Raw genomic sequence first — 18504 nt, forward strand, 5'->3', positions numbered from 1 at the left:
AACGCGCTGGCTACTAACGAGCCTCTAGTATCGTGAACGGCGAGTGCGTGCGGCGCACGCGCGCGAGCCGGAGCCCGGCGCTTTCCAAGAGCGCGCGGTATTGATCGATCGTGCGCTCGCGGCCGCCGGTGAGCGCAAGCATCTCGAGATCGCTCAGCGCCGCCATCGCGCCCGCCGCGCTCTCGTCGATGACGAGCTCGATGATGAGCAGCCGCGCGCCCGGCCCCATCGCGGCCCGGCAGTTGCGCAGGATCTGGGTCGCGCGCTCGTCATCCCAATCGTGCAGAACCTGCTTTAGCAGATACACATCCGCGCCGGAAGGCACGCGCTCGAAAAAACTCCCGGCGGTGAACGCATATCGTTCGGTCGCCCCCTCGCCGCTTGCCGCGGCACGCGCCCGCTCCACCACCGGCGGCAGATCGTACACGGTACCCCGAAGGTGCGGATACGCCTCGACGATCGCGCGGATCAAGCGCCCATCGCCGCCTCCGATGTCGACGACCGAGCTCGCATCGTGCAACGCGAGCGACGAGATCAGCGCGCGGCTGCGCACGTTCGAAAGCGAAGCCATCGCCGCATCGAAGGCTGCGGCCGCGTCTGCGTGCGAGGCAAGGTAGTCGAACAGGCCTGCACCGGGCGCGCGCGCTATGCCTGGCTCGCCCGTGCGCACGCTCTGAGCAAGCTCGCCCCAAGCCCGCCAGTGCCAGCCTTCGCCGTTGTACGCCGCCCACGCGCGCAGCGAGTCGGGATGATCGCTTTGCAACAGTCTGCCGAGTGGCGTTATGCTGAACTGGCGCGGGCGGCGCTCATTGAAGAAACCTTGTCCGGCAAGCGCGCGCAACAACCGGTAGATGCCGTCCTCGGTCGCGCCGACCGCGCGCGCGATGTCGGCCGCGGACCGGGATGAGTCACCGATCGCATCGGCCAGGCCCAAAATCGCCGCGGTCGACACGGCTTGGCCGACCCACGAACCCGTGATCAGCCGATGGAGATGCACTTGACGCCGCAGACCCGCAGGCATGAGCCGCTCGAGCAGTCTCGCCCAGAGGCTTGCGAAGGACAAAAGACTTACGTCGGTGTCGCGATCGGTCCGGGAGTCGGCGTAGTTCCGGCAGCCGGCGTCGCCGTAGGAGACGCGCCCGGGCCCACCGTCGGTGTCGCGGCCCCGCCCGTCGCGGCTTCGGTCGGCGTGGCAACCGGCGTAGGCGCGATCGTCGGGACCGTTATCGGCTGTTCGGTCGGCACCGCGGTGCGCTCCGGGATGGGCGGCACCGGCGACGGCGTCGCTTGACCGAGGAACAGCGACGGACCGTACAACTGCGCGTTATCTGAAACATTTTGCGCGGACTTCCAGCCGTCTGCATAGGCATAGTCAAGGAAGCCCAGCCCGCCCAAGACGACGATCGCGATGATCGGGGAGAGCGCGCCGAGCCGCGAGTTGATCACAGCGGTGCCGGCGATGAGATCGCCCAGGCGCCGCCGGCGGTGCGTGACGACGGCGAGCACGAAGCCGACGATCAGCAGATCGAACGGGAGGAAGAGATTTCGCAGCAGCGAGGCGACCACGCCGACGCGGCCGCCGTGCATGTTGAGCACGGCTAGGCCGAAGAGCGCTTTGCCCAGCGTCGAGCTGAACCACCATTCGGAAAGCCACAGGTACACGAACAGGCCGATTCCGGTGAACAGCATGGTCCGGAAGAACGTGACCCACGCGTGCGCGTCGAGATGCCCGAAGTGTATCAAAGCGAATTGGATAGACGTCGCGAGCAGCGCGGTGACGCCGACGAGATCGACGATCAACGCGAGTAGCCGACGCGCGATGTACAGACCCACGTCGCCGATCTCTTCGTGCTCGGGCAATTCCGGCGGAGGCACCGGGCGCGGTTTCGGTTTCGGCGGGGGCGGCGGCGGAGGCTTCGGCGGCGGAGCTTGGACTGATGACGTCACCGGCTGCGGCTGCAAAATCTCCGGTTGCGGGGTGGGCGGTGGCGGAGGCGGCGGAGGTGGCGGCGGAGGCTTCGGTGGCGGCGTCGCGGCTGCGGCGCCGGGCGGCTGCGCTTGAATCGTGAATTGGATCGGCTCGGGCGGTGTAGCCGGTTTCGCCGCGTCAGTGCTATTCGGCCGATCGAGCACCGCTCCGCAGTTAGGGCAAAACGCAGATGAGCCGGTGAGTTCGGCGTGACACGAAGGACAAGTCGGCACTAAGGCATCCCCCATGGACAAGCCGGACTAAAGTCCGGCATACCACATTCCGGGGCTAAAGCCCCGGCACTACATTGCTACATTAAATTACAAAGCTTCGACGATACTTGCTATGCCTTGGCCTCCGCCGATGCAAGCGCTCGCCGCGCCGTACTTCTTATGTTTTCGGCGCAATTCGTGTAGGAGCGTATACGCCAGGCGCGCCCCGCTGGCCCCCAGCGGATGGCCCAGCGAAATGGCCCCGCCGTTGGGGTTGAGCTTGTACTCGTCCAGATGCAGGGCATGCACGCATGCCAGCACCTGCGGAGCGAATGCTTCGTTGATCTCGACCACGTCGAGTTGATCGATCGACATCCCCGCGCGCTCCGCCGCCTGCGGTATCGCGAAGGCAGGCCCAATGCCCATGATGTCGGGATCGACCCCGACCACGCCCCACGACACCAGCCGGCCCAGCGGAGACAACCCATCCTTTTCCGCTTGCCGCGCGGTAGTGAGCACGACCGCGGCCGCGCCGTCCGTGATGCCGCTGGCGCTGCCCGGCGTCACGATGCCGTCCTTCTTGAAGCGCGCCGGCAGCTTCGCAAGCTGCTCTAGCGTCACGTCCGGGCGCGGGCCTTCATCTTTGTCCACCACGACCGGGCCTTTGCGCCCCGGAGCTTCCACCGGCACGATCTCTTCCTTGAAGAACCCCTCTCCCGTCGCTTTGGCAGCGCGTTGCTGCGAACGCAGGCTGAACTCATCGGATTCCTTGCGCGTGATCTCGTAGCGCTCCGCGAGATTCTCCGCGGTGATCGCCATCGGCATGTTGTTGTAGCTGTCCGTCAAGCCTTCCCACAGCGAATCTTCCAGCTTCCCTTGACCGAGCGCAAGTCCCCAGCGCGCGCCGCGGATGAGGTGGGGCGCTTGGCTCATATTCTCCATGCCGCCCGCGAGCACGTACGTCGCCTCGCCGAGCAGCAGCTGCTGCGCACCGCTGATGATGGCTTGCAAGCCCGAGCCGCACAGCCGATTCACGGTCAGCGCCGGCACGTCCACGCGGCAGCCCGATTTCAACCCGACATGGCGCGCGCCGTAGATCCCATCGGCGCTGGTCTGCATGACGTTGCCGAAGATGACTTGATCGATCTTCTCGGGCGCGACGCCGCTGCGTTCCATCGCAGCCTTGGAGGCGACGACCGCCAGATCGATGGCGCTGACGTCGCGCAGCGCACCGCCGAAGTTGCCGAACGGCGTTCGCGCGCCGTTGACGATCACGATTTCCGCTTTTCCGTTTTTCATTGGTTCTCCAGGACTACCGGGGCTAAAGCCCCGGCACTACACTTTTGTCGGTTGTTTAACTCGTGCGGGCTGCGCCAGCGCGGCGCATACCATGTCGCCGATCTGCGACGTCGAAAGCCCGCTGCTCGCGTCGAGCGAGGCGATGCGCTTGCTGGCCAGCAACTCGCCGATGGTCGCATCGATGGCGTTGGCCGCCGCCGTCTCGCCTAAGTAGTCCAGCATCATGCCGACCGCGCCGATCGCCGCGATGGGACTCACCACGTTCTTTCCTTTATACTTAGGCGCGGAACCGTGGATAGGTTCGAACAGCGAGACCTTACCCGGGTGGATGTTGCCCGACGCGGCCACACCCATGCCACCCTGCACCATGGCGCCGAGATCGGTGATGATGTCGCCGAATAGATTCGGCGTCACCATGACGTCGAACGACTCCGGGTTCTTGATCATCCACATGCACGCGGCGTCGATGTAGGCGAACTCGTACTCGATGCCCGGATAATCGGGCGAGACCTCCTCGACGGTGCGGCGCCAGATCTGCTGCACTTCGATGGCGTTGGCCTTGTCGACGAGCGTCAGCTTCTTCTTCTTAGCGCGCTTGACGGCGAGATCGAACGCGTAGCGCACCGCGCGCTCGCAACCCTTGCGGGTGAAGATCTGATTGGCGATGACCACCTCGTCAGGCGTGCCCTTCTTGAAATGTCCACCCATGCCGGTGTACAGATCCTCGGTGTTCTCGCGCACCACGACCATGTCGACGTCGGCCGGCGTCTTGCCTTTGATGGGGCACAGGTGCTCGGCATACAGCTTGATCGGGCGAAGATTGATGTACAGGTCCAACCCGAAGCGCGTGGCGGCGATGACGCCGCGCTCCACCAGACCCGGCGGCAGGCGCGGATCGCCGATCGCGCCGAGCAGGATCGCGTCCATTTTTCGGAACTCGTCGAGCTGACCGGGCGGCATGAACTCGTTAGTCGCCAGATAGTGATCGGCGCCGAACGGGTATGTCTTGGTCTGATACGCGAAGTCGTATAACTTGGAGGCGCGCTCCAGGACCTTGAGCCCTTCAGCCGTGACTTCGGGCCCGACGCCGTCACCAGGGATGACGGCGATCGTGTAGCGTTTGGGCATCAGGCCTTGGCCTTGGCCGCGCGCTTTTCTGCAAGGCGTTGCTCCGCGTAGCGCAAGAGCCCGCCTTTGGCGATGAGATCCTGCATGAACTGCGGGAACTGGGTGGCCTTGAACTGCTTGCCGGTGGTCTCATTGGAGATGACGCCGTTGCCCGCGTCGACCGAAATCGCGTCGCCGTCGCTGATGCCGTCGACGCCGGCCGGGCACTCGAAGATCGGCAATCCGGTGTTGATGCAATTGCGGTAAAAAATGCGCGCGAATGATTTGGCGACCACGCCGGAGACTCCCGCTCCTTTGAGCGCCACCGCCGCCACTTCGCGCGAGGATCCGCACCCGAAATTCGTATCCGCCACGATGAGGTCGCCGAGCTTCACCTTCTTGACGAAGTTCGCATCGAGATCTTCCAAGGCGTGTTTGCCCAGTTCCACCGGGTCGATCAGGTTGCAATAGCGGCCGGGAATGATGACGTCGGTGTCGACGTTCTTGCCGTATTTGTGCGCGGTGCCCTTGAGTATCATTGCGGTGACTTATCCTCCGGCCCTTAGGCTTCTCCAGCCTCGCGAGGCTCGCCTTGAGTAGCCCGCGAACGTCGCGGACGTGAACGAGGTCGAACAGCCGGTCCGCCCGGAGCCGGAACGGCGAATCCGCCACCCGCTCCACCGCTGTCTTTTGGCGGAGTGCACTGGCACCTTCGTGCTGACCACCGTCGCCGCGGGCGGCGACGTCATTGACGTCGTCAGCGGTGGGCAAATCGGACACGTCGGAAAATATCTCGCGTCCGGACTCATCCTCACCGGGCTCATCTATTCGCTCAGCGGGATGTCGGGCGCTCATTTCAATCCGGCGGTAACGCTGGCGTTTGCGCTGCGTGGCTCATTCCCGTGGGGAAGGGCGGCTGCGTACTGGCTGAGTCAACTCGTCGGCGCGATTCTTGCGGGCGGCCTATTAGCAGCTTTTTTCTCCGTCGCAAATCTTGCGAAAGGCGCGAGCGCGCCCACGCTGCTGTCGCCGCTCGGGATGACGCTGTGGGAGGCGGTGCTCGCGTTCATCTTGGTGTCCGTGATCTTGGCCACGACCGATGAGCGGGCAGTGGTGGGGAAAAACGCCGCCATCGCGATCGGATTCACGATCGCCGTGCTCGGACTGTTCTCAAGTCCGGTGAGCGGAGCGTCCATGAACCCGGCCCGCTCCTTAGGCCCGATGATCGTCGCCTTTTCTTTCGACCGCTGGTGGTGTTACGTGTTGGGTCCGCTGCTCGGCGCGATTGTAGCGGCCGGTGTAGTGCGACTGATCCATGGCCAGTCGGCGGAAAACGCAGCATTGCCCGGAGAGTGAAGCCAGGCCAAACCGTCGTTACCGTTTCGGTCGAAAAAGCGAATCGACGGGAAGGCGGAAGCCGGGCAGGGCAGGATGCTCGAACCACTCACCCGCGTGCCATGTCTTTTCGCCGTGCACATCATGCGCTCTGACGAATCGACGCCGCAGATCGACCTCGACGACGACCTCGCAGCCCGCCGCCAGGTACACGCCGATCTTGTGCTCGACATCCGCACGCAAATCGCCCGGCGATAGAATTTCAACCGCCGCGTTCGGAGCGCAGCGCGGAAAATCGGTGCGGTCCTGTTCTTCTTGCGACAGTCGCGCGAATGCGAGAAAAGCGACGTCCGGTACCAAGGGCCGCGCGGCCTCGCCAGGCGGGGCGATTCGAAAATCCCACTCGCTGCCGACATAGCCGAGACCGCTACGCTCAGCCCAAGCGTCCAACGCGACGACGAACTTCGTCTGCGCGTATGCATGCGCCGTTCGCGGGCTCATCTTTTGGAGCGCGCGGCCACGCACCCATTCGGTGGCGGGCTTGGTTTCGGGAACGGTGATGTCGAGAACTTTAGACATGCGCGTCTAGCGTTTAGGCGGGGATCGCCTCGCTGACCTGCTCGGGGCCGCAGATGTAGCCCATGATCGCTGACGATGCCGCGACGTACGGACCGGTGAGATACACTTCGCTCTTCACGTGGCCCATGCGGCCGCGGAAATTTCTGTTCGTCGTCGAGATGCAGCGCTCGCCGTCGCTGAGCACGCCCATGTGTCCGCCGACGCACGGACCGCAGGTGGGCGTCGAGACCACGCAGCCGGCATCGATGAAGATCTCCGCCAATCCCTCGATGATGCACTGCTTGTAGACTTTCTGACTGCCGGGGATGACGATGCAGCGCACGTCCGGATGCACCTTGCGCCCCTTGAGCACCTCAGCGGCCTGGCGCATGTCCTCGATGCGCCCGTTGGTGCACGTCCCGATCACCGCCTGATGAATCTTGATGTCGTTGAGCTCCGAAGCGTTCCTGGTGTTCTCCGGCAGCCACGGCAGCGCGACTTGCGGCTCGATCTTGCTGACGTCGATCATCACCGTCCGCTCGTACTCGGCGTTTTTGTCGGCGTGATAGACCGTGTAGTCTTTCTTGCCGACCGCCGCGCAATAGGCCTCGGCGACCGCGTCAACAGGGAAGATGCCGTTCTTCGCGCCCGCTTCGATCGACATGTTGGCCATGGTGAAGCGGCTGCTGATGGGCAGCTCCTTGATGGTCGGTCCCGTGAACTCCAACGCACCGTAGATGGCGCCGTCCACGCCCAGCTGGCCGACGGTCTGCAAGATGAGATCTTTGCCCTGCACGTACTTGCGCAGGCCGCCTTCGAAAATCAATTTGATGGTCTGCGGCACGCGCACCCACATCTCGCCGGTGGCGAAGGCCGCAGCGATGTCCGTGCTGCCGACGCCCGTTGCGAACGCGCCCAGGCCGCCGTAGGTCGTGGTATGGCTGTCGCCGCCGATGATCGTCATGCCCGGACCGACGAAGCCGTTCTCGGGCAACACCACATGCTCGATGCCGCCGCGCCCGACTTCGAAGTAGTGCTGGATGCCCTGCTCCTTGGCGAAATCGCGCATCATGGTGGAGAGGGTGGCGGTGGCGATGTCTTTGTTCGGCGTGAAGTGACTGGGCACGAGCGCGATCTTGTCGGCGTCCCAGACCTTGTCCGCGCCCTTGATCTTGCGGAATTCGGTGATCGCGACCGCAGCCGACAACTCGTTGGCCATGACGAGGTCGAGGTCGATCGAGATGATGTCGCCGGGCGCGACATCCGCCTTGCCCGCGTGAGCGGCGAGGATCTTCTCGGTGAGAGTCATCGGGCGTGCCATGGGAGTGCCTCCGGGTCGGAAAAATCAGCCTAGATAGGTTCTGTACGTGCTCGTTTAGTCCCGCTAGAATTTCCCGAAGAAGGACGTGATGTCGAAGAGCAGGGAGCGCTTGCTCTTGTCGAGAGCGCACGTCATGTCAAGACGGTCGTATTGTTTGCCGCCGCTCGAGAACAGCGCTTGGTCTCCGATGTTCCAATCTCCGGCGCATGGCGGGATAGTGTTGGCATAGTAGCGTTCGAAATGGACGCCCTCGTCTTCGCTGCGCGCGTTGATGATGTAGGCTTTCTGGATGTTCGAGCCGTCGTGCGGGTCATCTTTGCCCGTGGCCGGGCCCGCCGGCGGCGGCTTGTTGTCGAGCAGGCGGATATAGACGATGACGCCTTTTGAGAATTCATAGATCCAGGTGCCGCGCGCGCCTTTATAGATGTACTCCGCCGAGCCACCGGCCGCCGCGGGCACCGAAGGCTCCCCGCGTTTGGCCTTGAGCTGGCCCACCGTATTTCCGATGGAGACCCCGGACGGATCCGTCAGGCCTGCTCGTGAACCGCCGGCGCGATTGGCGACGGCGCTGATATCCTGAACGATGCCCGAGCGCGTGCTGATGATCATGTACGCGTCGCGGTTCGGAGCGCGGTTCCACGTCAGCACCGAGCCGTCGGGCAGTTGGCGCGTCAGCAGCGGCTGACCGCTCGCGGCGACCACGTCCGAAAATGCTTCTTCCGGCCAGACGCCTTGCCACGAATCCGTGTTCGGCGGCGGCGTCGCCGCAATCAAGAACGCCAGCGTAAGCGACTCGATCATCTCAAACCCCTCTGTTCAAACCCTTTGTAGTGCCGGGGCTTTAGCCCCGGGTCTTTTTCCCACCAGCGCCGCGATGATGATCCCCACCACGACGCAGATCAGCGCGATGACTTGATCCACGAACGACTGGCTGCGGAAATTCACCACGAGCAGGGCCGTCACCGCCAGCGTGCCGAGCGCCGGCAGGACGATACGCGTCGCGTCGGTGAGCGGCACGCGGCGCTTGGCGAAATACCAGACGCACGCCGCGCCGGTGAAGATGTAGGTTAAGCCGAGCAAGATCGATGACGCGTTCACGACTTCGGACAGCGCCGCCTTGACACTCGGAACGATCGCGATGAGCAGCGTGAGCGCAAGCGCGCCGGCGCTCACCACGACGATACTCCACACCGGCGTGCCGAATTTCGGATGGACCGTCGCCAGCGAGGCGGGCAGCGTGCCGTTGCGCGCCGCCGAGAACAACAGACGCGAAAGCCCGAGCTGCGTCGTCCATAAGGCCGCGCCGGAGGAGGCCAGCACAGTCAGGACCATGAGCCAGCTGCGCCAGCCGCCGCCGAGCTGTAGCGCGACGTAGGCGAGCGTGTCGGTGGCGTGGTCTGCGATGCCTTGCACCGGCGCGACGCGCATGAATGCGATCGAGCAGAGCACCATCATGCCGACCGTCACCGTCAAGGCGATCAATCCGCCAAGGCCCGGATTGCGATCCGACCCCGTGTGCTCTTCCGATGTGTAGGTCGAAACCTCCCAGCCGTCGGTGACCCAAATAGCGAGGACCATCGCGGACAGGAACCCCGCAAAGCCGCCTGACCCGAGGCCCAAGAGTTGCTTCGGGCTTTGCAGCGACTGCGCAGCCGCCGGATGCGTGAACGCCAGGATCGCGAAGAACAGCAAGGCGGCGAATTCGAGCGACAGGAACAGCGCGGTCGTGTTGGCGGTCGGGCGCATGCCGGTCATCAGCAGCACGCCCGCTCCGATGACCCACACGCCGCCGACCAGCGCGACCGCGTGCGTATCGGCAGCCGCTCCAGGCCAGAGCAGGCTCAAGCTGTAGATGCCGGCTGGCACGACCGACGCAACGCTTGCCACGAAGTACGACAGCACGACGATCCAGCCGGCGAAAAGAGCGAAGCGCGCGCCGAAAGCGATGCGCGTCCAGGCGTAGGTCGAGCCGGCCTCGGGTTGCTCTTCGCACAGGCGATGGAAGGCGATCGCGATGAAGGCAGCGGGGATGGCGAGCACGACCAGCGCGAGCGGGGCCCCGAAACCGGACGCGGCGACCATCAGACCGAAGGTCGCCGCTATCGAGTAGGCGGGCGCCATGCTGGCGGACGACAGGACCGAGAGGTCGCCCAGCCCCAAGACCCGCGCGAGCGCTACGCGCTGCAACGTTGCCGGCTAGAAGGCGCCTGAGCCGCTGGGCGACCCGTTGCCGGTCGGGCCGTCATAGCCGGCGACCGCGTTGCACAGGTACGTGCCGCAACTGCCGTTGCTGCCGCCGACGACGTCGAACAGCGAGCTTGTATGGCTGTACGAGAACGAACCGTAGGTCACCGATGACGCGTTGCCGGCAAGGCCGTAGACCGACGCGATGATCGGCGACGACACGCTGGTGCTGCCGAACACGAGCCAGCCGCAGCCGCGACGGCAGAAGCTGTCGTACACGGCCACGCCGGTGCTCGGATCGGCGACCGCGGACACATCCGCGATGGTGCGATTGGCGCAGCCCGGGTCGGTCTGCCAGCTCGGCTTGGGCTCGAACGCGCTGCAGCCGCTGCCGGCGCCGCTCCATGCCGTTTCGGACCAGCCGCGCGAGGTGCCGGCGCTGACCAGACTCGTGCCGCCGACGGCCGTCACGAATTGCGACGCTGCCGGATACTGCGCGCCGAAGCCGCTATCGCCGGAGCTTGCCGTGATGGCGACGCCGGGATGGTTGTAGTGCGTATCCGACGACAGCTCACCCGAAGACTCGCCGCCGCCGTAGCTGTTGCTGACCGCGTTGGCTCCCAAGTTTGCCGCCGTATCCACCGAAGCGGCGAGGTCCGCCAGCGAATTTGAATTCGCTTCGACCAGCAGGATGTGGCAATTGGGGCACGTCGCGGAGACCATGTCGACATCGAGCGAGATCTCTTGGGCCCACGAAGCGTTCGAACTTGGATAACTGCCCTGCGTGCCGCTTTGGTTGACTTTGCGGAAACAGCCGTTCGCGGTCGTGCACGGCGCGATGCCGAACTGCGCGCGATACACGCCGAGGTCGGCCTCGGCATTGGGGTCGTCAAAGGCGTCGACGATCGCGACCGTTTGGCCGCTGCCGGCGCTGGACGGCAGCTTGTACGCCGACTGCAGCGTGCAGGGCGTGTAGCCCGGCGGCGGGTTGGTGCAATTGAAGCCGGTCGGCGGAGGCGTCGGGGTCGGACCTCCCGTCGGCGTCGGCGTCGGTGTTGGGCCGGGCGTCGGGGTCGCGGTTGGGCCCGGGGTCGGCGTGTGATGCTTGAGCGGTTGGATGCCCTGCGTCGGGATGTCGATGCGCATGAGCGCGTAGCAGCGGGCGTATCCCGACCCGACGTTAGCGCACGCGTGCGCGGCATTGCCGCGCACCCCGTTCGCTATATTGGAAGCCAGAATATCGACGTCGGAACTCGCCGCCACGTTAGCGGCCGGCGGAGCGCTCGTCGCCGTGGAGAGGTTCGAACACGCGGCTGCGCTCGCAGCTAACGCGAACAAGGTGATGAATCGGAAAAGTTTAGACATCATGCATGCTCCCTGCAAATGCAACGACACCCGGATACAAGCGATCCCGCCCCGCGTTTCGGCGCAGGGACGGCAGCGACCTTGCCTCGACGCGACGCGCTTCGCTTACGTATGGTTGAGGGTCGCGAGCGCGTCGATGCGTCCCTGGCCTTGATGCGCGTCGCCGATGTTGTGAGCCCAGGTCCTTATGGTGATGCGTGCGGTGTTCGGCGAAATCCCCGGCGTCTTCGAGGCCATGAGCGCGGCGAGACCCGCGACGTGCGGCGTCGCTTGCGACGTGCCGGCGAAAAACGCGCTGTGGAAGCCGGTGCCGCTGAACGCCGTGGTCGAGTAGTTGTTGATGACCCACTGGAGATAGTCGCATGCCGGCGAAACTCCGCAGCTCTGCTGGGCAAGTGTCGGATCGCCGCCGGGCGCGACCACGTCAAGCCGCGAACCGAAGTTCGAATACGACGCTACGTATTCTGTGGGCGAGGACGGAGTCGTGGTGTCGTCAATGGCGCTCGCACCGACCGCGATCACGCCGGTATACGCTGCGGGGAAGTCGACGATGTTCGCCGAGCCGTTGCCTGAAGCGCCCACCAAGATGACGCCCGCGGTGATCGCCGCGGCCGCAGCCGCCGATTCAGTCGGATCGGAGCTGGCCGAGCCGTAGCTCATGCTGATGACTTTCGCGCCGTGCGCGACCGCGTAGTTGATCGCCGCGGCCGAGTCCGCCGACGACGCGGTTGGGTTCGGGGTTCCGCTCGTCGGGTGCGGGAAGATGCGGATCTCCATGAGGCTGACGTTCCAGCCCACGCCGGCCCAGCGCAGCGCGTTGTTGGTCGATCCGGCCGCGATGCTGCTGACGTTGGTGCCGTGGCCGTCGTTGTCTTGCGCGGTGGCGAGCAGGTCTTGGACGCCGGTTCCGAGATCGAACACCGCGCTGTTCACGACCTTGGCGCACAAGTCCGCGTTGTTGGCGTCATAGCCCGTGTCGATCATGGCGATGATCACGGACGACGAGCCTGTCGTGATATCCCAAGCGGCGGGCATGTTGGTGATCCACATGTCCTGCTGCACGTGCGTCGTCTGCGGACCCGTGAGCATCTGACTTGCTGTGCCGAAGCCCGGATCGTTGGGGATCGTCGTCTGGAGATAGCGCGGCACGACCGGCGCCGCGTCGACGATGCCCGGAGTTCCGCGCAGAGCGGCGGCCGCCGAAGCGGCGTCGCGGCCCTGCGGCAGATCGATGACGGCCCAGCCTTGCGGATTGACCGGCGCGGACTGCTTGCCGCCGATGCGACCAAGCGCAGCGGTCACAGCGGGTTCTTGGCCCGTTCCCGAATATTTGACTGACACGCGCGCGAGCGGCATGCTCGGTTGCTGCTGGCCGCGGTTCACCGGGCGCACGAACGGCGTGTCGGGCACGCCCGCGGTGATGCTCGATGCCCCGCTATTGCATCCGGCGATACCCGCTGGTGTCGGCGTCGGGGTGGGGCCCCCGCCGCCGCCGGTGCCGCCGCCGCCGCCGCTGCACGCGGCGAGCGCCAAAGCGGCGATGATCGAAAGCGCCTTGAGGCGCGGAGCAAGATTGCGAAGCTTCATTAAGGCAAGGCCTCCAAATTGGGTTAGGTGAGCGCCCCAGGCTCAAACGGAGGGTTCCGTTTGCGGCGGCCGGCGTCCCGCCGCGTTCCCGAATCATTCATCTATATATAACGACATAATGGCGCACAAAGTGCAGTGCCCGCCGGAGGTCCCGCTCGTCACGGACATAATTGACCGCGCATGGCGGTATCCCGGCGCACCGACGACCTGAGCATCCTTAATGCCATCGCGGAGGAGCTCAATCGCACGGTGGATGTCGACGAAGCGCTCGATCGCACGCTCGCCCTCGTCACCAAACTGCTGCGCCTTTCGACCGGCTGGATCTGGCTCCTCGACCCGGAGACCGCGCATTTCTACAAAGCGGCGGCGCACAATCTGCCGCCGTACTTGCAAGATCCGGTGCGCATGGCGGGCAGCTGGTGCACCTGCACCGAGGAGTTCGGTGAAGGCCATCTCGCCGCGAAGAACATCGACGTGATCGAGTGCAGCCGTCTCAAGCCCGCGGTGGAGAAAAATCTGACGGACCTGACGCAGGGCTTGCGCTTTCATGCGAGCATCCCGTTGTATTTCCAAGACAAGCCGCTGGGCATCATGAACCTCACCGGTCCGAAGTGGCGGCGCCTCACCAAAGACGAACTGCGCCTGCTGTCGATGATCGGCTATCAGATCGGCATCACGGTCGAACGCGCGCGGTTGGCGGAAGAAAGCGCGCGCCTGGCGCGGGCCGAGGAGCGCACGCGCATCGCGCGCGAGATCCACGACACCCTCGCGCAGGGTCTGACGGCGATCGCGCTGCAGATCGAGGCGGCGCTGCAGCGGATCGATGGCTCGGCGGTCGAGGCGCGAGCGCGTTTGGAGCGCGCGCTCGACGTCGCACGCGAAAATCTCGAAGACGCGCGCCGCTCGGTGCTGGCGTTGCGCTCGTCGCCGCCGCGCGGCCCGCTCGGCGAGGCGCTGACGGCATTGGCGCGGGGCTTCACGTCCGAAACGGGCGTGCGCGTGCGCGTGCGCCGGAGCGCCGGCGATCTCGCGCTGCCGCCGTCGTTCGAAGATGAATTGTTCCGCATCGCTCAGGAGTCGCTGGCCAACGTCCGCAAACACGCCGGCGCCACCGAGGTCGTGATGACCCTGCACGCGCGCGCGCGCGCGGTCCGCCTCACGGTCGCCGATAACGGCCGCGGTTTTCGGATGTCCAAGACGAGCGGCGCCGGCGAAAGCGGGCAAGGCATCCTCGGCATGCGCGAGCGCGCGCGCTTGCTCGGGGGCGATCTTCGCATCAGCAGCATACCCGGGCGCGGCACCACGGTGACGGCGAGCGCCAAAGTGCCCGCGGTTGGTGCGCGCTCGTGATCACGATCGTGTTGGTGGACGACCATCCGGTGGTGCGTGAAGGCCTGAGCGCAGTGTTGGAGCAGGAGGCGGATTTTCGCGTGGTGGGCGCTGTGTCGAGCGGCGAGGAACTGCTCCGCGTTTTGGAACGCCAGCAGCCGGATGTGATCTTGCTCGATCTCGAATTGCCCGGCATGAGCGGAGTGGAAGCCCTTGGGCGTCTGGGCCGCTCATCCGCGGCGCGCGTCATCGTCTTCACCGCGTATGGAACCGACGACAAGATCATCCCCGCGATCCGCGCCGGCGCCAAAGGCTATCTGCTCAAGGGCGCTCCGGCGCAAGAGATCGTGAAGGCCGTGCGCGCCGTGCACGAGGGCGGCACGCATCTCGCGCCGCACGTCGCAGCCAGACTGATGGCCGAGATCACGCAGCCCAAGAGCGCCGGCGCGTTGAGTCCTCGAGAAGTCGAAGTGATCCGCCTCGTGAGCGATGGGCGCAGCAACAAGCAGATCGCGAGCGAGTTGGGCATCACGGAACGCACGGTCAAGTACCACGTGAGTTCGGTGATGAGCAAACTGGGCGCGGACAATCGCGCTCAGGCGGTGGCGCTGGCCTCGCAGCGCGGCCTGTTGTAAATTCTCCGAGCTCGCTGCGCTCGCTCGGAACACTACATTCACGTTCGTCCCCCATATCCACGTTCGTCCCCGTCCCTTCGGACAGGTGAGGCCCGACCGCAAGCACGGTGTGCCTGTCCCCCGGCGCGCCGCATACTGTAGGCATGGACATTCGAAATAGGGTCGTCCTGGTCACCGGCGCTTCCCGGGGCCTGGGCTTCGAGACGGCGCGTCTGCTCGCCCGGCGCGGCGCGCCCCTTGCCATCGTCGCGCGCGACCCGGTTCAGTTGGAAGTGGCTGCGAACCAGCTTCGCACGTCAACGGAGGTTCTCGCGATCGCGGCCGACGTCTCCGAAAGGGCCGAAGACATCGTCGAGCAGACGTTGCGCCGCTTTGGCCGCTTGGACATCGTGATCAACAACGCGTCCGAGTTGGGCCCCAGCCCGATGCCCAAACTCGAAGATCTGGATTGGGCCGACTTCGCGCGCATCATGCGCGTCAACGTCATCGCCCCGCTGCACCTCATCCAGCTCGCGTTGCCTGCGCTGCGCGCGGCGGGGACCGGCGTCATCGTGAACATCACGTCGGATGCCGGCGTGAACGCCTATCCCGGTTGGGGCGGCTACGGTTCCAGTAAGGCGGCGCTCGAGCACGTCTCGCGCGTTTTGGCCGCGGAGATCGAAGGCAGCGGGATTCGCGTGTACGTCGTGGATCCGGGCGACATGAATACCAAGATGCATGAGGACGCCGAACCCGGCGTCGACTTGAGCCATTTGCCGAACCCAAGCTTGGTGGCTCCGGCGCTCCTTGAGATCATCGAGCGGGAGACCGCACCATTCGGCAGGTTCGAAGCGCAGAAACTCGTCGTGGCGCCGTGATAGACGTTAACAACGGTCTTGCGTTTGAATTCACGCTGCCGCCGGAGTTGGAGGCGAGCGAGCCGCCGGAAGCGCGCGGCATCGCGCGCGATCAGGTCCGCATGCTCGTGAGCCGGCTCGACCGCGGCGAGATCGTGCACGGACGCTTCCCGCAACTGCCGCTCTTCTTGCGCGCGGGCGACCTGCTTGTCGTCAACGAATCGGCGACGATCCCCGCGGCCTTGAGCGCGCGGTCTTCGGACGGCGCAACATTTGCGTTGCACGTCTCCACAAAGCTGCCCGGTGGGTTGTGGGTTGTCGAGCCGCGCGAGACGAGCGTGCAGCCTGGCGAAGCGTTCGCGTTGTTGGGCGGGGGACTCGCGCAGCTGCTCGCGCCGCACCAGGATTCCCGGCGCTTATGGATCGCGCGATTGGAGTTTCCCGGGGCCAAAGCCCCGGCACTACATGATCCTTACGAGTACTTCGCGCAATGGGGCAAGCCGATCAAATACAAATACGTTCGCGGCGAATGGCCCATCGACGCGTATCAGACGATGTTCGCGGCGACCCCCGGATCGGCGGAGATGCCTTCCGCAGCCCGGCCGTTCACGCCCGAGATCGTGCGCGCGGTGCGCGAGCGCGGCGTGGAGATCGCGCCGATCCTTCTGCACACCGGCGTCGCCAGCCCCGAGCGCGATGAAGTTCCCGGCGAAGAATATTTCAGCGTCTCCGCGGAGACGGCGCAAGCGGTGCGCCGCGCGAAAGCGGACGGCGGCCGCGTAGTCGCGGTGGGCACGACCGTGGTGCGAGCGCTCGAGAGCGCGCTCGACGGCTCCGGCCGGAGCATCGCCGCGCAAGGCTGGACCGACCTGGTCATCACGGCGCAACGCGGCCTTCGCGTGGTCGACGGTCTACTGACCGGCTTCCACGAGCCGCGCTCCACGCACTTAGCGATGCTCGAAGCGGTCGCCGGCGCGGACACCATCGCTCGCGCCTATCGAGCGGCGCTCGAGGCCCGCTACTTGTGGCACGAGTTCGGGGACGTCCACCTGCTCATTTGAGGCTCTAGCGCCCCGAGAGAATGTAGCTCACTATCGCGGCGGACTGCTTCTTGACGGGCTCCCAGTCTCCGGCGTTAAGACCCGCTAGGTGCTGGCGCATTGCCGCCATCTTCGGCATGGTCGCATCGAGCGCCGAGTCCTGTGCGATCGTCCCCCGGAAAAAAGAATCAACCCTGGTGTCTTTGGTGAGAGCGGCGTTATAGCCGGCTTCCTCCGCGTACAGGCCGATGAGGAAAGCGCCTGTTTGGCTTGCAGAAAGCTGATTCGCCACGCTCTGCATCGCTTGAACGAACGCCTGACTGCTCCGTTGCCGGTCGAATGAAGCATCGACGACGAGCAGGCTTCGCTGCTGTTTGAGGAAGGTTCGCGCGTTCTCGGTCGGGAGCATTTCCTCGAAATGCGAAAACCAGTCGTCGATGAAATGCTGCGCATCGGGTTCGGCGAGTGCACGCTGGTCGTCCAGGAACTCGGTCATGCGGCCGGCTCCGATTCCCGCCTGCGCGAACCCGACGAGGTCGCTTGAGTATTTGATGGGCTTTGTCAGCACGCTCCCGGTGAGCCCGACGACGCCTTCGGGACGCATACTTGTGGCGTATGCTGACCGGTCCTGAGCCAGCAAAGCGACAAGTGCGTGCCGGTTCTTGTATGGGTCCGAGACGCCAGGTGCTTGCAGCAGATCTCGGTGAGTCGCGTCGGCGAACATGGACTTCCATCTCGGACCGGCGAGCCCACCGTCCATCGCGACCATGAGCATGGCGGACAATATCTGCGTTGCGATTGAAGGATCGACGGCGGCGAGATTATCGAGCGCGCGTCGATAGCGTTCGTTCAGCCATACGTTGTAGACTGATTCACCGTTCGGCATCTTCTTGAGTCCAACGTAGTGCGCGATGGGATCCCACGCGGGCATCTCTCCGGCCGGCGTCAACTCCGTGTACATCGTGAAGTTGTGATCGGTGGCTATCCGCTGATAGCTTCTGATAGCCTCACGCGCTTCCGCCGGCGTATAATGGTAACCGTTCGAGGTCTCGATGACGGACGGAGATGCGTCGACGACTGCGATGCCGGAGGAGAGCAGGACTAGCGCGACAACAAGCGCTCCCATATCCGGTCTTTTCCCTGCGCCCGGGAATGGGGCCTGTTCAAGAGGCGCGAGAACGGTTTAGCCTGTTGCAACGGCGAATCTCGCGGCATGATCTTAGAGACCAAGCGACTTTTGCTGCGCCCTTTTACGGCCGATGACTTCGAAGCGTACTACGAGCAGATCTACGGCGATGCCGAAGTCAATCGTTTCTTGCCGACGGGCACGGCCGTGCCGCGCGACCAAGCGCACGAGCGATTTTTCACCCGCTTTCTCGGTCCGATCCCGGAGCCCGAGGGTTTGTGGGCGGTGATCGACCGCGACGCTCAGCGGCTCATCGGACACGCCGGCATCAAGGCCCTACCGGAATCGGAGTTCATCGAAGTATTCTATGCGCTCGGCAAGGCTTGGTGGGGAAAAGGCCTGGCGACGGAAGCGGCGCGCGCCTGCCTCGGCTATGGCTTCAACGAGAAGGAGCTTGGCATGATCGTCGGCATCGCGCTGCCGGCCAATATAGGCTCGCGCCGCGTGCTCGAGAAAAGCGGCATGACCTATCACGGTATCAGGAAGTATTACAATTTCGACGTCGCGTTCTACGATCTCAAACGCGAAGAGTTTAAATGAA

Annotated in this window: 19 protein-coding genes; 7 read left to right on the forward strand and 12 right to left on the reverse strand. The window is 64.9% G+C overall.

Going from position 1 to position 18504, the window contains the following annotated elements; all coding sequences use genetic code 11:
- Positions 1-13: 13 nt before the first annotated feature.
- Positions 14-1063 carry a methyltransferase gene (locus tag VN934_11790; GenBank protein ID HXM19474.1) on the reverse strand — a complete coding sequence of 350 codons (1050 nt, stop codon included), beginning with the start codon at positions 1061-1063 and terminating at the stop codon, positions 14-16.
- 5 nt (positions 1064-1068) lie between these two features.
- The gene (locus tag VN934_11795) at positions 1069-1833 is read right to left on the reverse strand and encodes an RDD family protein (GenBank protein HXM19475.1); all 765 of its coding nucleotides are present in this window, start codon (positions 1831-1833) and stop codon (positions 1069-1071) included.
- On the opposite strand from VN934_11795, the gene VN934_11800 reads away from it, so the two are divergent.
- On the forward strand, positions 1820-2062 hold the full coding sequence (locus VN934_11800; protein ID HXM19476.1) for a hypothetical protein: 243 nt from the start codon (positions 1820-1822) through the stop codon (positions 2060-2062). The two genes, VN934_11795 and VN934_11800, sit on opposite strands and share 14 nt — an antisense overlap.
- 227 nt (positions 2063-2289) lie before the next feature.
- On the opposite strand, the gene VN934_11805 is transcribed toward VN934_11800, so the two are convergent.
- The 3 genes from VN934_11805 to VN934_11815 are packed head-to-tail and all read right to left on the reverse strand — an operon-like array spanning position 2290 to position 5126.
- Positions 2290-3480 (reverse strand): acetyl-CoA C-acetyltransferase, encoded by a 1191-nt coding sequence (locus VN934_11805; protein ID HXM19477.1) that lies wholly within the window; start codon positions 3478-3480, stop codon positions 2290-2292.
- A 36-nt stretch (positions 3481-3516) separates the two neighbouring features.
- The gene (locus VN934_11810; GenBank protein HXM19478.1) at positions 3517-4608 is read right to left on the reverse strand and encodes a 3-isopropylmalate dehydrogenase; all 1092 of its coding nucleotides are present in this window, start codon (positions 4606-4608) and stop codon (positions 3517-3519) included.
- Positions 4608-5126: a 3-isopropylmalate dehydratase small subunit gene (locus tag VN934_11815; protein HXM19479.1), complete on the reverse strand. Its 519-nt coding sequence runs from the start codon at positions 5124-5126 to the stop codon at positions 4608-4610. Before VN934_11815 ends, VN934_11810 begins: the two co-directional genes overlap by 1 nt.
- Before the next feature lie 79 nt (positions 5127-5205).
- Between VN934_11815 and VN934_11820 the strand changes: the two genes are divergently transcribed.
- Positions 5206-5943 (forward strand): aquaporin, encoded by a 738-nt coding sequence (locus tag VN934_11820; GenBank protein HXM19480.1) that lies wholly within the window; start codon positions 5206-5208, stop codon positions 5941-5943.
- A gap of 18 nt (positions 5944-5961) precedes the next feature.
- Here VN934_11820 and VN934_11825 read toward each other — a convergent pair whose 3' ends face one another.
- From VN934_11825 to VN934_11850, 6 genes are all read right to left on the reverse strand, one after another.
- Positions 5962-6501 carry a Uma2 family endonuclease gene (locus tag VN934_11825; GenBank protein HXM19481.1) on the reverse strand — a complete coding sequence of 180 codons (540 nt, stop codon included), beginning with the start codon at positions 6499-6501 and terminating at the stop codon, positions 5962-5964.
- Positions 6502-6514: 13 nt separating this feature from the next.
- The gene (gene leuC, locus VN934_11830; GenBank protein HXM19482.1) at positions 6515-7801 is read right to left on the reverse strand and encodes a 3-isopropylmalate dehydratase large subunit; all 1287 of its coding nucleotides are present in this window, start codon (positions 7799-7801) and stop codon (positions 6515-6517) included.
- A gap of 63 nt (positions 7802-7864) precedes the next feature.
- Positions 7865-8602 (reverse strand): hypothetical protein, encoded by a 738-nt coding sequence (locus VN934_11835; GenBank protein HXM19483.1) that lies wholly within the window; start codon positions 8600-8602, stop codon positions 7865-7867.
- A gap of 15 nt (positions 8603-8617) precedes the next feature.
- Positions 8618-9988 carry an APC family permease gene (locus VN934_11840; protein HXM19484.1) on the reverse strand — a complete coding sequence of 457 codons (1371 nt, stop codon included), beginning with the start codon at positions 9986-9988 and terminating at the stop codon, positions 8618-8620.
- 9 nt (positions 9989-9997) lie between these two features.
- The gene (locus VN934_11845; protein HXM19485.1) at positions 9998-11350 is read right to left on the reverse strand and encodes a S53 family peptidase; all 1353 of its coding nucleotides are present in this window, start codon (positions 11348-11350) and stop codon (positions 9998-10000) included.
- A 105-nt stretch (positions 11351-11455) separates the two neighbouring features.
- On the reverse strand, positions 11456-12937 hold the full coding sequence (locus tag VN934_11850) for a S8 family serine peptidase (protein ID HXM19486.1): 1482 nt from the start codon (positions 12935-12937) through the stop codon (positions 11456-11458).
- 180 nt (positions 12938-13117) lie between these two features.
- Between VN934_11850 and VN934_11855 the strand changes: the two genes are divergently transcribed.
- From VN934_11855 to VN934_11870, 4 genes are all read left to right on the forward strand, one after another.
- Positions 13118-14287 (forward strand): GAF domain-containing sensor histidine kinase, encoded by a 1170-nt coding sequence (locus VN934_11855; GenBank protein ID HXM19487.1) that lies wholly within the window; start codon positions 13118-13120, stop codon positions 14285-14287.
- Positions 14284-14901 carry a response regulator transcription factor gene (locus tag VN934_11860; protein HXM19488.1) on the forward strand — a complete coding sequence of 206 codons (618 nt, stop codon included), beginning with the start codon at positions 14284-14286 and terminating at the stop codon, positions 14899-14901. Before VN934_11855 ends, VN934_11860 begins: the two co-directional genes overlap by 4 nt.
- A gap of 143 nt (positions 14902-15044) precedes the next feature.
- Positions 15045-15758, forward strand: a complete 714-nt coding sequence (locus VN934_11865; GenBank protein ID HXM19489.1) for an SDR family oxidoreductase — start codon at positions 15045-15047, stop codon at positions 15756-15758.
- On the forward strand, positions 15755-16798 hold the full coding sequence (locus tag VN934_11870) for an S-adenosylmethionine:tRNA ribosyltransferase-isomerase (protein HXM19490.1): 1044 nt from the start codon (positions 15755-15757) through the stop codon (positions 16796-16798). Before VN934_11865 ends, VN934_11870 begins: the two co-directional genes overlap by 4 nt.
- A 4-nt stretch (positions 16799-16802) precedes the next feature.
- Here the strand turns inward: VN934_11870 and VN934_11875 are convergent, their stop codons facing one another.
- Positions 16803-17903, reverse strand: coding sequence for a hypothetical protein (locus tag VN934_11875; GenBank protein ID HXM19491.1), 1101 nt, complete (start codon positions 17901-17903; stop codon positions 16803-16805).
- Positions 17904-17990: 87 nt separating this feature from the next.
- Here VN934_11875 and VN934_11880 point away from each other — a divergent pair, with 87 nt between their 5' ends.
- Entirely contained in the window at positions 17991-18503 is a 513-nt protein-coding gene (locus tag VN934_11880; GenBank protein HXM19492.1) for a GNAT family N-acetyltransferase, read from the forward strand.
- Position 18504: the final 1 nt, after the last annotated feature.

The sequence above is a fragment of the Candidatus Tumulicola sp. genome, assembly GCA_035601835.1.
Taxonomy (GTDB): Bacteria; Vulcanimicrobiota; Vulcanimicrobiia; order Eremiobacterales; family Eremiobacteraceae; genus DATNNM01.

What these genes read in the sequence shown, in the direction of transcription:
- VN934_11875 (HXM19491.1), bottom strand. Translation starts at nt 17,903, where the DNA reads ATGGGAGCGCTTGTTGTCGCGCTAGTCCTGCTCTCCTCCGGCATCGCA.
- VN934_11845 (HXM19485.1), bottom strand. Translation starts at nt 11,350, where the DNA reads ATGTCTAAACTTTTCCGATTCATCACCTTGTTCGCGTTAGCTGCGAGC.
- VN934_11805 (HXM19477.1), bottom strand. Translation starts at nt 3,480, where the DNA reads ATGAAAAACGGAAAAGCGGAAATCGTGATCGTCAACGGCGCGCGAACG.
- leuC (HXM19482.1), bottom strand. Translation starts at nt 7,801, where the DNA reads ATGGCACGCCCGATGACTCTCACCGAGAAGATCCTCGCCGCTCACGCG.
- VN934_11850 (HXM19486.1), bottom strand. Translation starts at nt 12,937, where the DNA reads ATGAAGCTTCGCAATCTTGCTCCGCGCCTCAAGGCGCTTTCGATCATC.
- VN934_11815 (HXM19479.1), bottom strand. Translation starts at nt 5,126, where the DNA reads ATGATACTCAAGGGCACCGCGCACAAATACGGCAAGAACGTCGACACC.
- VN934_11855 (HXM19487.1), top strand. Translation starts at nt 13,118, where the DNA reads ATGGCGGTATCCCGGCGCACCGACGACCTGAGCATCCTTAATGCCATC.
- VN934_11835 (HXM19483.1), bottom strand. Translation starts at nt 8,602, where the DNA reads ATGATCGAGTCGCTTACGCTGGCGTTCTTGATTGCGGCGACGCCGCCG.
- VN934_11865 (HXM19489.1), top strand. Translation starts at nt 15,045, where the DNA reads ATGGACATTCGAAATAGGGTCGTCCTGGTCACCGGCGCTTCCCGGGGC.
- VN934_11880 (HXM19492.1), top strand. Translation starts at nt 17,991, where the DNA reads ATGATCTTAGAGACCAAGCGACTTTTGCTGCGCCCTTTTACGGCCGAT.
- VN934_11810 (HXM19478.1), bottom strand. Translation starts at nt 4,608, where the DNA reads ATGCCCAAACGCTACACGATCGCCGTCATCCCTGGTGACGGCGTCGGG.
- VN934_11825 (HXM19481.1), bottom strand. Translation starts at nt 6,501, where the DNA reads ATGTCTAAAGTTCTCGACATCACCGTTCCCGAAACCAAGCCCGCCACC.
- VN934_11800 (HXM19476.1), top strand. Translation starts at nt 1,820, where the DNA reads ATGTACAGACCCACGTCGCCGATCTCTTCGTGCTCGGGCAATTCCGGC.